The sequence below is a fragment of the Candidatus Liberibacter africanus PTSAPSY genome (assembly GCF_001021085.1).
Classification (GTDB): Bacteria; Pseudomonadota; Alphaproteobacteria; order Rhizobiales; family Rhizobiaceae; genus Liberibacter; species Liberibacter africanus.
The window spans coordinates 565912-577500 of sequence record NZ_CP004021.1 but is presented as its reverse complement, the minus strand read 5'-3'; the positions used below and the strand labels follow the sequence as shown (position 1 = coordinate 577500).

Genomic DNA, 11589 nt, shown 5'->3' with positions numbered 1-11589 from the left:
CCTCCAATTGGTGTTACCCAACCTTCAACCTGCTCATGGCTAGATCACTCGGTTTCGGGTCTAATGCAACAAACTAAACGCCCTATTCAGACTCGCTTTCGCTGCGCCTACACCTATCGGCTTAAGCTCGCTTGTCACACTAAGTCGTTGACCCATTATACAAAAGGTACGCCGTCAGCCTCGCGGCCTTCGACTGTTTGTAGGCATTCGGTTTCAGGGTCTATTTCACTCCCCTAGTAGGGGTTCTTTTCGCCTTTCCCTCACGGTACTAGTTCACTATCGGTCATGCACGAGTACTTAGGCTTGGAGCGTGGTCGCCCCATGTTCAGACAGGATTTCACGTGTCCCGCCCTACTCAAGGTTAAAAAAGATCATTACGTATACGGGGCTATCGCACACTATGGCTTACCTTCCCAGGTAATTCTACTTTAATCTATCTTAACACTGGCCTGATCCGCGTTCGCTCGCCACTACTAACGGAGTCTCAATTGATGTCCTTTCCTACAGGTACTTAGATGTTTCAGTTCCCTGCGTTCGCTTCTTTTATCCTATTTTATTCAGATAATGATACCTATAAACACCTAGAAAATTAAACCGTAATGTACACTTTCCTAGACGTCTAAGGTGGGTTCCCCCATTCGGAAATCTACGGATCAATGCTTATTTGCAGCTCCCCATAGCTTATCGCAGCATATCACGTCCTTCATCGCCTGTGCATGCCAAGGCATCCACCAAATGCCCTTGTCGCGCTTGATCACTCTCATTGTCAATCGTCACAAAGTTCTCTTACAAACTCTTTATTAATCAAAAAAACATAACAAAAATATCATTATGATTCCTTGATAGACCAATTTCCTGAGATAAATCTTCAACGTGCGGTTAACAACGTCGGTATCTATATGTCGCATACAATGCAAACATAAAAAATACAAAAAAATATATCTTCTATTCAATTTTCAAAAAACTATTGCTCCAATAATATAATAGAACAAAACCCTATATATGCGAATATGGTGGAGCCGAGCGGAGTCGAACCGCTGACATCCTGCTTGCAAAGCAGGCGCTCTACCAGCTGAGCTACGGCCCCCTAAAACTGAAATGGTGGGCCCAGGTAGACTTGAACTACCGACCTCACCCTTATCAGGGGTGCGCTCTAACCGCCTGAGCTACGGGCCCTAAATAAAAACATAGTAATGAACCCATCATCGCAAAATATCATAGAAAAGAAAGAGACACTTGGACGGCGATCCTCTAAAACCGCTATAATAGCAGCCATATTGTATCAAATAATCTTTAAAAAATATTCAGATCATTAAATAAATCTAATAATACTCAATGTCTTCCTTAGAAAGGAGGTGATCCAGCCACAGGTTCCCCTACGGCTACCTTGTTACGACTTCACCCCAGTCGCTGACCTTACCGTGGCCGGCTGCCCCCTTGCGGTTAGCACACCGTCTTCAGGCAAAACCAACTCCCATGGTGTGACGGGCGGTGTGTACAAGGCCCGAGAACGTATTCACCGCGGCATGCTGATCCGCGATTACTAGCGACTCCAACTTCATGCACTCGAGTTGCAGAGTGCAATCCGAACTGAGATGGACTTTGGGGATTAGCTCCGCCTCGCGACTTCGCAACCCATTGTAACCACCATTGTAGCACGTGTGTAGCCCAGCCCATAAGGGCCATGAGGACTTGACGTCATCCCCACCTTCCTCCGGCTTATCACCGGCAGTCCCTATAAAGTACCCAACATCTAGATAAAATCTAAACTTGATGGCAACTAGAGGTAGGGGTTGCGCTCGTTGCGGGACTTAACCCAACATCTCACGACACGAGCTGACGACAGCCATGCAGCACCTGTATGAAAGTCTCCGAAAAGAAAATATCATCTCTGATATCGTCCAACATATGTCAAGGGCTGGTAAGGTTCTGCGCGTTGCATCGAATTAAACCACATGCTCCACCGCTTGTGCGGGCCCCCGTCAATTCCTTTGAGTTTTAATCTTGCGACCGTACTCCCCAGGCGGAGTGCTTAATGCGTTAGCTGCGCCACTGAATGGTAAACCACCCAACAGCTAGCACTCATCGTTTACAGCGTGGACTACCAGGGTATCTAATCCTGTTTGCTCCCCACGCTTTCGCGCCTCAGCGTCAGTATCAGGCCAGTGAGCCGCCTTCGCCACCGGTGTTCCTCCGAATATCTACGAATTTCACCTCTACACTCGGAATTCCACTCACCTCTCCTGAACTCTAGACAATCAGTATTAAAGGCAGTTCCAAGGTTGAGCCCTGGGATTTCACCTCTAACTTAATCGCCCGCCTACGCGCCCTTTACGCCCAGTTATTCCGAACAACGCTCGCCCCCTTCGTATTACCGCGGCTGCTGGCACGAAGTTAGCCGGGGCTTCTTCTCCGAATACCGTCATTATCTTCTCCGGCGAAAGAGCTTTACAACCCTAAGGCCTTCTTCACTCACGCGGCATGGCTGGATCAGGGTTGCCCCCATTGTCCAATATTCCCCACTGCTGCCTCCCGTAGGAGTCTGGGCCGTGTCTCAGTCCCAGTGTGGCTGATCGTCCTCTCAGACCAGCTATAGATCGTAGCCTTGGTAGGCCTTTACCCTACCAACTAGCTAATCCAACGCAGGCTCATCTCTCTCCAATAAAATCTTTCCCCCAATAGGGCGTATACGGTATTAGCACACGTTTCCATGCGTTATCCCGTAGAAAAAGGTAGATTCCTACGCGTTACTCACCCGTCTGCCGCTCGTATAAAATACGCGCTCGACTTGCATGTGTTAGGCCTGCCGCCAGCGTTCGTTCTGAGCCAGGATCAAACTCTCATGTTCTTGCCAAAGGCATCTAACATGTAAAAAATCCAATGCTATAAAACATCTTCCAACGTCATAACAAAAGAAAAACATGAAAAAAAAAACAACGCCTCTAACATCGTAATTAAAATATAATTACAAAAATAAAAAATCGCCGTCCATGTCTCCCTTACTTCTCTATATTCTCTTCTCAAATAACGATACCAATACTAATACACATCAAATAACTAAGTCAACAAAAATTACTCATAAAAAATAACATCATACAACAATAAACATGCAACAAATATACAATATTTGACTCTTGTAAGGGCTTATAGAATATAGCGATATACATCCATTTCAGATGAAAAGTCTCCCATGTGTAACCGCACGTATTCAGCATCAATCACAACGGTTTTTTCCTGAAGCTCCGAAGCAGAAAAGGATATATCCTCTAAAACTCGCTCCATCACTGTCTGCAACCGCCGAGCTCCTATATCACCAACAGTACTATTCAAATTCACAGCCACATCAGCGAGGGCATCTATTGAATCCTCTGTAAAGTCTAAGATAACACCCTCTGTTTTCATCAATTCCTTATACTGGAGTATGAGATTTGACTCCGTGTCCGTTAAAATCAATCTAAAATCATCTCTACTTAAGGATTTTAAATGCACACGAACCGGGAACCTCCCCTGCATTTCAGGCAAAAGATCTGCCGGCCTAGAGACATGGAAAGCCCCTGATGCAATAAAAAGAATATGCTCCGTATTAACAGATCCATATTTCGTCGATACAGAACACCCTTCTACTAACGGCAAAAGGTCACGTTGCACTCCTTCACGAGAAACACCTATTCCGCCACCCGATTCTCGCGCAACTATTTTATCAATTTCGTCTAGAAAAACAATTCCATAATTTTCAACCATTTGTATGCTATCTCTGTGCACCGCATCCATATCAATCAATTGATCACACTCATCACGCACAAGTTCCGGATAACACTTTTGCACAGACGTATGTATCTTTTTCTTACGCCCACTACCCATAACCTTGGAAAACAACTCTGAAAGGTTTAGAACTCCTATACTAGCCCCTGATCCCGGCATATCGAAGCTTGAAATATCAGCAGATGTATCGGCTATTTCTATATCAATTTCTTTGTCAGACATCTCCCCATTACGTAATTTCTGACGAAAAACTTCCCGTGTATTAGATGTAGTAGCCTTGCCCACGAGAGCATCTAATATCCTTTCCTCCGCGTTAATAGCAGCTTGTTCTCGCGCCTCATCACGCCTCTTCTCCCGCACGAGATTGATTGCAACGTCAACTAAATCTCGTATAATCTGCTCAACGTTACGCCCAACATATCCAATCTCAGTAAATTTGGTCACTTCAACTTTAATAAAAGGAGCCCCTGCCAATTTTGCTAAGCGACGAGAAATTGCTGTCTTTCCAACACCAGTAGGGCCAACAAGCAATATGTTCTTAGGCATTACTTCATCACGCAAATCCTCAGATAATTGCTGTCTTCTCCAACGATTCCTCAGAGCTATCGCTACCGCACGTTTGGCGTCGTTTTGACCAATAATATGGCGATCAAGTTCAGAGACAATTTCACGCGGAGAAAAATTAAATGTAAGCATCATCTTATCTATTGTCCTCCGACTTCCAATGTTTCTAATACAATTTCATGATTAGTATAAACACAAATATCAGCCGCAATAGACATAGCCTCACGAGTGATTTCTTCTGCGCTCTTCTGCGTATTCATCAAAGCACGAGCTGCAGCAAGAGCATAAGATCCTCCAGATCCAATTGCCATAACCCCATGCTCTGGCTCGAGAACATCTCCCACTCCCGTAATAACTAACGTTGTCGTTTTGTCGGCTATCAGTATCATCGCCTCAAGATTACGCAAATATTTATCCGTACGCCAATCTTTAGCCAATTCAACAGCTGCACGCAAAAGTTGGTTTGGATATTGTTCAAGTTTTTTTTCTAATCTTTCTAAAAGGGTAAACGCATCTGCAGAAGAACCCGCAAATCCCGCAATGATATTCCCTTTACCTAAACGGCGAACTTTCCGAGCATTGCCCTTCATCACAGTATTCCCGAGACTTACTTGCCCATCGCCAGCAACCACGACAACTCCGTCCTTACGTACTGTCAAAATCGTTGTAGCATGCATTTTAATAGAAGAAGAATCCCCCTCACTCATTGCTATCATAATCGTTCCATCATTCCATTGCTTGACTAAAAAACATCCACCATTCCAGAAGAAATACTTATAGAATTATCAGTTTAAATGCAATCCAGTAAAATTTTTATGCATATATCATCACAAACCATCTTAATGAAGATAAGTTACTTTACCTATTACAGATGTTATCTATGCGACTAACTTTTGCAAATAATACACAATAACGAAAAAATTTATAATATATTACTTATATTAATTTAAAGATCAGGAAACACAATATCTATATTGTTTTTAGTACTAGAGAATAAATTATCGTGAATATACAAAATCATTCCCTTTATCATTTTTTTACATCGCATGAATGGGCTGCGCATTTAAAAAATACGTCTATCTTAAATAAAGAAATAGACAATTCATTACTCTCTTCTAATGCTCCAATTGACCCAAATGAAATACTCAGCGCATACCTCCCCCTATCACATTTTTTATTGATAAATGTAAAATCTACCAAAAGAACTTATCAGCAATACAATAAATTTTTAAATATTAAAAAAAGGACTAAAACACCCTTTATTATTGGAATTACGGGATCTGTATCCTCAGGAAAATCTACTATTTCCCGTGTTTTATGCACTTTATTGCAACAAATTTCTAATTTCAAAGTTTCCCTTGTTACCACGGATGGCTTTCTTTTCCCTAATGCTATTCTCGAAAAAAAGAAGCTGCTGAAACGCAAAGGATTCCCAGAAAGCTATGATTTAAACAAGCTGTTAGAGTTCCTCTCTGAGATAAAATCTGGGAGAACAGAAGTTTTTGCGCCACGTTATTCACACTCGCAATATGACATTTTAGAAGAAGAATACGATAAAATAATCCAACCTGATATACTTTTATTAGAAGGAATTAATATATTACAATCAAATATTTGGTCAGATAATCACAAAACCATGCCTCTGGTTTCAGATTTCTTAGATTTTTCAATTTACATAGACGCCACAGAACAAGCTATCCATCAATGGTATTTAAATCGCTTTTTAGGGCTACGGAAAGAAGGATTCCTCAATCCAAATTCTTATTTTCATCGCTTTACAGAAATAAGCGAAAGTCAGTCTTTACAAATCGCCGAAACATCTTGGGCCGATATAAATCTCCCCAATTTACAACAGAATATTTTACCCACACGCAAAAGCGCAAACATCATTCTATCCAAAGGAGAAAATCACTTGATAGAAACCATTGCGATAAGAAAGTTATAACCTTCCTATCCTTTGCAAAAAAGTATTTTCTGACTTTTGATTTTCATAAAAATTATTCAAAAAAGCCATCTACATCCATACAATACCTGAATTCTTTTCAAGTTTTCACATTGTATTAAAAGAGAATAGAATACCGTTCTAAATTATCTTTTTTAACTTTTTCTTTTTGGCATTATCCTCAAACATTAATACCAATTCTCTCATTTTTCTATCATATGCTTCAACGTCTCCCCACGAATCCCGTGGATTCAAAATTTTTTTATCTACTCCTTTAACTTCCATCGGAACAGAAAAACCAAAATTTTCATCAATACGATATGGCATTTCTTTAATAGAACGGTCAAAAATTGCCTTCAACAACGCACGCGTTATACTTAATGGCATACGATAACCTTGGCCATATGGACCTGCGGTCCATCCAGTATTTACCAGCCAACAATCAACGCAATACTTAGTAATATAATCCTTGAGAATTTCACCATATTCAGCAGGATCTCTAGACATAAATGGAGCGCCAAAACACGCCGAAAAGGTTGCTTCAGGTCTTAAGACACTTTTTTCTGTGCCGGCCAACTTAGCAGTATACCCAGAAAGAAAATAATATACAGCTTGCTCAGGATTCAAATATGCCACTGGAGGCAAAACTCCAAATGCATCAGCAGTAAGCATAATCACATGTTTGGGATGCCCTCCTACAGATTTTAACGCATGATTAGGAACAAAATTAAGAGGATAGGCGGCGCGAGTGTTTTCTGTAAAAGAGGAATCTTTAAAGTCAGGAATTCCATGCTCATTAACCGCTACATTTTCAAGCACCGTTCCAAAACGACAGGAAGAAGAAAAAATCTCTGGTTCCATTTCTTTCGAAAGATTAATGGACTTCGCATAACAACCAGCCTCAAAATTAAACACCCCTTCCTCATCCCAACCGTGCTCATCATCTCCTATAAGAGATCTTTCAACACTTGCTGATAAAGTCGTTTTCCCTGTTCCAGAAAGTCCAAAAAACAATGCAATATCCTCTTCTTTGCCCATGTTAATAGAGCAATGCATTGGCATAATCCAACGTTCTGGAAAAACATGATTCAGATAGGTAAATATTGATTTTTTTATTTCTCCAGCATAGGAAGTTCCTCCTATTAATACCAAGCCCATATTCAAATCGATCGCGATTATTGTCCCTGAACGACATCCATGTCTTTTCGGATCAGCAGTAAAATCAGGCAATACTATAACCTGCAAATTCATTGTATCAGGGATAGCATCAAGATCATCTTGATGCTTCAACAAGTTGCGTATGAACAGGGAATGCCATGCATATTGCGTAACGACACGTACGGAAAGCGAGTTTTTTGTATAAGGGCAAGCAACTAAATCCTGTACGAATAATTCTTTATCCTTGATGTAATCTAACATATCTGCTTTCAACGCAGCGAAATTAGCAGGAGAAATGTGCTTGTTATTCTCCCAAAATACATTTTTTTCAGTATAATCATCGCGAACAATGAATTTATCAAGTGCAGAACGACCTGTATGCTGTCCAGTTAATGCTCTCAACGCCCCATCGCAGGTGAGAATGGTTTTTTCTCGGCGAATCGATTCCTCGTATAACCTACTTACGCTCAAATTATGATATACACGAGAAGATCCCCCGCAATCAAATTTCACCATTAAAACCCCCTCCTATCTGATAAAATATACCATTACGAAATATTTCCACCCCTCTCAATGAGGATTCTTATAGCAACCAACTATTATGCTTTCTTTTATATGTACCCAAAATGCTTCTGACCCATCTAACCAATATTTCCCTCCACAATACTTATCATGACAACAAAATATTAGCTGGTATGATCAACATTTAACTATCCAATCAAATGGTAATTTAAATAAACACCTTTTCTCAAGTGCTTTTTTTATAAAACCATTTATTTTCAAATAATTTCAGCTATTTATACTCAAATAAATGTAAATTATCCTTATTTATTTATAGAAATCACTGATATACTTAATGTCAAATTATCATCTTATCCTTGAATAAGAAGTGATCTACACTTAAGCTAGAGGAAACGGTCAAAAATACAATTATTTGAAAGAGACTATCTCATGTTAATACGGACTAGTATTCAAAAAACACTTATTTTGGTTTGTAATGCACTTAACATGGTGGCAAAGAATAATATAGTTGTAAAAATTACCGCTAGAACTCGAAAATAACATAGTTAACGGACCGCCATATTGACATCTATAAAAATTCCTCTTCAAAATAATCTACAATCTACTCAAAAAAGATAATATATTCCTCTATAATAGCTCCTTTAAAGTAGGTATAACCATACAAATGATGAACAACACAGCGACAATCGGCACTGGAAATGAATTAGGAGTTTGGACAATTTTCTCTTGTAAAATGGCAATATTTGGAACGCTAATTGGAATACTATCAGCCACCATCATCGCGATAATATTGCTTATCCAACAACGAAATCATCTCGCCAAAAAGATCAATGAAACATATTCGTTTCTTTCCAAGGTATATTACCAATTATCAAAATACCATTCCTTGTTAACTAAAAGTGATTGTCTTATCATTATTTGGGATGGAAAAGATGAAAAACCTGAAATAATCGGACAATTGAATCATGAAATAGATAATATTCAAACAGACATTGATATTTTGTCTTTTGAAAATTGGTTAAAATTTCATCACTATATAAAGCTGTCAAAGGCAATAGAAAAACTCCGCCAAAATGGCGAGTGCTTTAATCTCGTGGCGGAGACCAAAAATGATTGCGCCATTAAAATAGAAGGAGGAGTATCTGGAAGTTGTGCTTTTCTTCGTATTTTAACTCTTAACGGAATATATTCAGAGTTAGCAGAAACGATTTTGCAATGCAAAAAACTTAGTAGCCATATGTCAATTTTCAAATCATTGTTTGATTCTCTTGATTTTTTAGTATGGCAACTTGATCAGAGGGGGAATGTCATTTGGACTAATTCTAGCTATAAAATCAATACAAGAATAGAAGAAAGTCATATCCAAAAAACCATTGTTGACAATCATAAATTATTCGCAGAAGAACTTAAAAATAAAATGCTGTCTTCTGGTAAATCAGAAGAAGAATTCTGCGAAACTATCTCAACGTTCGAACATGGAGAAAACGAATCTTATAAGATAATTCGAGTATTAAATTCTTTTGGAGAAGCGGGAATCGCCATAGATTTTACCAAAGAAATCACTGTTACTAATCAACTTACCTATACATATGAAATATTACATAATTTAGCATTTGCCATAGCTATATTTGATAAAAATGGATATTTACAATTTTACAATCAATCTTTTGTAAAATTATGGGGAATAGATCCGAAATTTCTAGAATCTAATCCAAGTAATGATGAACTTCTTGAATTTTTAAGATCTTCTAATAAATTACCAGAGCAGCTCAATTGGAAAACTTGGAAAGAAAATATTTTTTCTAGTTATAAATCCTTGGGAACGCATGAAGATAATTGGCATTTGCCTAATGGACAAACACTACATGTTATAGTTTCTTATAGCCCCCTAGGCGGAACAATTTGGTTGTTTGAAAATTTGACAGTCCAAGTAAATTTAGAAACGAAATATAATACCCTTGTAAAAGTACAGGGAGAAACTATCGACCATCTATCTGAAGGTGTCGCTGTTTTCGGCCCAGATGGTAAAATTAAGTTATCAAATCCTGCCTTTAGATCTCTTTGGCAAACAGACGAGGAGCGAGTGTCTCCCGGAACACATATCCGAAACATTGCGGCTACATGTTCAAGATATTACAATAAATCAGATGGATGGGATATATTTGCTGCAATTATCACGAGCTTTGATGATGAAAGAAAATCATTACATGGCACACTTGAACTTTTATCAGGTTCAGTTCTTGAATATTCTTTACTTCCTTTACCAAATGCACAAACTATGTTAACATTTGTAAATGTGACAGATTCAGTAAGAGCAGAACGAGCTTTAACAGAAAAAAATGAAGCATTACGAAAAGCAGATGAAATTAAAAATAATTTTGTCCAACATGTGTCATATGAATTGCGTTCTCCTTTAACAAATATTATTGGATTTACTGATTTACTTAAAACAACTACATCAGGAAGTTTAAATCCTAAGCAATCTCAATATGTAGATTATATATCCACCTCATCAGAAATTTTGTTAAATTTAGTCAATGATATTCTTGATCTTGCTACAGTTGATGCAGGTATTATGAAATTAAATTATAGTACGATTGTTCTTAGTGATTTTTTAGATGAAGTAAAACAATCTATTTCCAGCAAAATGAATGAAAATAATATAAGGTTAACAGTTGTTTCTAATGGAAATCTGGGAACCCTCGTTGCTGATCGGCAAAGATTATTTCAAATTTTTGCTAAAATTCTCAGCAATGCTACAGATTTTTCTTCTAAAAATTATACCGTCATTTTAGAAGCTTCCCGCGATAATGGAGATTTTGTTTTCTCTATTACAAACAATGGATCAAGCATTCCTGAAGATATGTGTAAAAACATATTTAATAGATTCGTTTCAAATGCACATCATGGACAACGCAAAAGAGTCGGCTTAGGATTGTCTATAGTTGAAAGTTTTGTAAATCTTCATGGTGGGAATGTATCGATTAATAGTTGTCATGAAGGAATTACCAAAATCAATTGCCGCATTCCTTCCAAAGAATAAAATGAATATGACAATGAATTTTTCTGAAAAAAATTTAACAATTATTCCTCTCCTACATGAAAAAAATACTGTTTGCCTTGGTAATCATTTAGCATCTATACTCAAGCTAGGCGATTGCCTAACTCTATCCGGAGATTTAGGGGCAGGGAAAACTTTCTTAGCTCGCTCTATCATACGATTCTTAACGAAGAATCCTGAATTAGAAGTTTTAAGCCCTACTTTTACATTAGTCCAATTATATGACGCTAGCATACCAATAGCTCATTTCGACTTCTATCGACTGTCTGGCCATCAAGAAGTGTTTGAATTGGGGCTTGATGAAATCTTAAACGAAAGAATCTGCATTATTGAATGGCCTGAAATCGGGAGAAAAATTCTTCCACAAAAAACTATTGATATTCAACTAAGTCAGGATAAAAATGGTAGAAAAGCTACTGTTTCAGCTGAAAAATGGATCATATCTCATCTTAATAAAATAAAATCGCCTACATATTAATATAGTAATAAAATATGCAACTAATTTATTTAACAATATGTTTTTTATTTTTTTGTCGTACCTTTTTGGGGGGGATTAGCGCTTTGTTTTTTTCCTTTGGGT

6 protein-coding genes, 2 tRNA genes and 2 rRNA genes (1 of these 10 only partly in view) are annotated in these 11589 nt (G+C 38.3%); 3 read left to right on the top strand and 7 right to left on the bottom strand.

Annotated elements, in window-relative coordinates; all coding sequences use genetic code 11:
- The 6 genes from G293_RS02655 to hslV form a co-directional block, all read right to left on the bottom strand.
- Window positions 1–756: ribosomal RNA gene (locus G293_RS02655) — 23S ribosomal RNA — on the bottom strand; it reaches 2042 nt to the left of the window's first position.
- A 255-nt stretch (window positions 757–1011) separates the two neighbouring features.
- A tRNA-Ala gene (locus G293_RS02650) sits at window positions 1012–1087 on the bottom strand.
- A 12-nt stretch (window positions 1088–1099) separates the two neighbouring features.
- Window positions 1100–1176 (bottom strand) — tRNA-Ile (locus G293_RS02645).
- A gap of 172 nt (window positions 1177–1348) precedes the next feature.
- A 16S ribosomal RNA gene (locus G293_RS02640) occupies window positions 1349–2848 on the bottom strand.
- Together the 16S and 23S rRNA genes with 2 tRNA genes alongside form the textbook arrangement of a ribosomal RNA operon.
- A gap of 296 nt (window positions 2849–3144) precedes the next feature.
- Window positions 3145–4461 carry an ATP-dependent protease ATPase subunit HslU gene (hslU, locus tag G293_RS02635; protein WP_047264194.1) on the bottom strand — a complete coding sequence of 439 codons (1317 nt, stop codon included), beginning with the start codon at window positions 4459–4461 and terminating at the stop codon, window positions 3145–3147.
- A 5-nt stretch (window positions 4462–4466) separates the two neighbouring features.
- Window positions 4467–5042 (bottom strand): ATP-dependent protease subunit HslV, encoded by a 576-nt coding sequence (hslV, locus tag G293_RS02630; RefSeq protein WP_047264193.1) that lies wholly within the window; start codon window positions 5040–5042, stop codon window positions 4467–4469.
- A 293-nt stretch (window positions 5043–5335) separates the two neighbouring features.
- Between hslV and coaA the strand changes: the two genes are divergently transcribed.
- Complete coding sequence (gene coaA / locus G293_RS02625; protein WP_047264692.1) at window positions 5336–6271, top strand: type I pantothenate kinase; 936 nt, start codon at window positions 5336–5338, stop codon at window positions 6269–6271.
- Window positions 6272–6409: 138 nt separating this feature from the next.
- Here the strand turns inward: coaA and G293_RS02620 are convergent, their stop codons facing one another.
- Window positions 6410–7942, bottom strand: a complete 1533-nt coding sequence (locus G293_RS02620) for a phosphoenolpyruvate carboxykinase (ATP) (RefSeq protein ID WP_047264192.1) — start codon at window positions 7940–7942, stop codon at window positions 6410–6412.
- A gap of 670 nt (window positions 7943–8612) precedes the next feature.
- Here G293_RS02620 and G293_RS02615 point away from each other — a divergent pair.
- Both G293_RS02615 and tsaE read left to right on the top strand, forming a co-directional pair.
- Window positions 8613–10991: a sensor histidine kinase gene (locus G293_RS02615; protein WP_047264191.1), complete on the top strand. Its 2379-nt coding sequence runs from the start codon at window positions 8613–8615 to the stop codon at window positions 10989–10991.
- 7 nt (window positions 10992–10998) lie between these two features.
- Window positions 10999–11487 (top strand): tRNA (adenosine(37)-N6)-threonylcarbamoyltransferase complex ATPase subunit type 1 TsaE, encoded by a 489-nt coding sequence (tsaE, locus tag G293_RS02610; RefSeq protein ID WP_244464458.1) that lies wholly within the window; start codon window positions 10999–11001, stop codon window positions 11485–11487.
- The last annotated feature ends 102 nt before the right edge of the window (window positions 11488–11589 follow it).

Bases quoted from the DNA above. Each gene is read 5' to 3' on its own strand.
- hslV (WP_047264193.1), bottom strand. From the start codon at position 5,042: ATGATAGCAATGAGTGAGGGGGATTCTTCTTCTATTAAAATGCATGCT.
- G293_RS02620 (WP_047264192.1), bottom strand. From the start codon at position 7,942: ATGGTGAAATTTGATTGCGGGGGATCTTCTCGTGTATATCATAATTTG.
- tsaE (WP_244464458.1), top strand. From the start codon at position 10,999: ATGACAATGAATTTTTCTGAAAAAAATTTAACAATTATTCCTCTCCTA.
- hslU (WP_047264194.1), bottom strand. From the start codon at position 4,461: ATGATGCTTACATTTAATTTTTCTCCGCGTGAAATTGTCTCTGAACTT.
- G293_RS02615 (WP_047264191.1), top strand. From the start codon at position 8,613: ATGATGAACAACACAGCGACAATCGGCACTGGAAATGAATTAGGAGTT.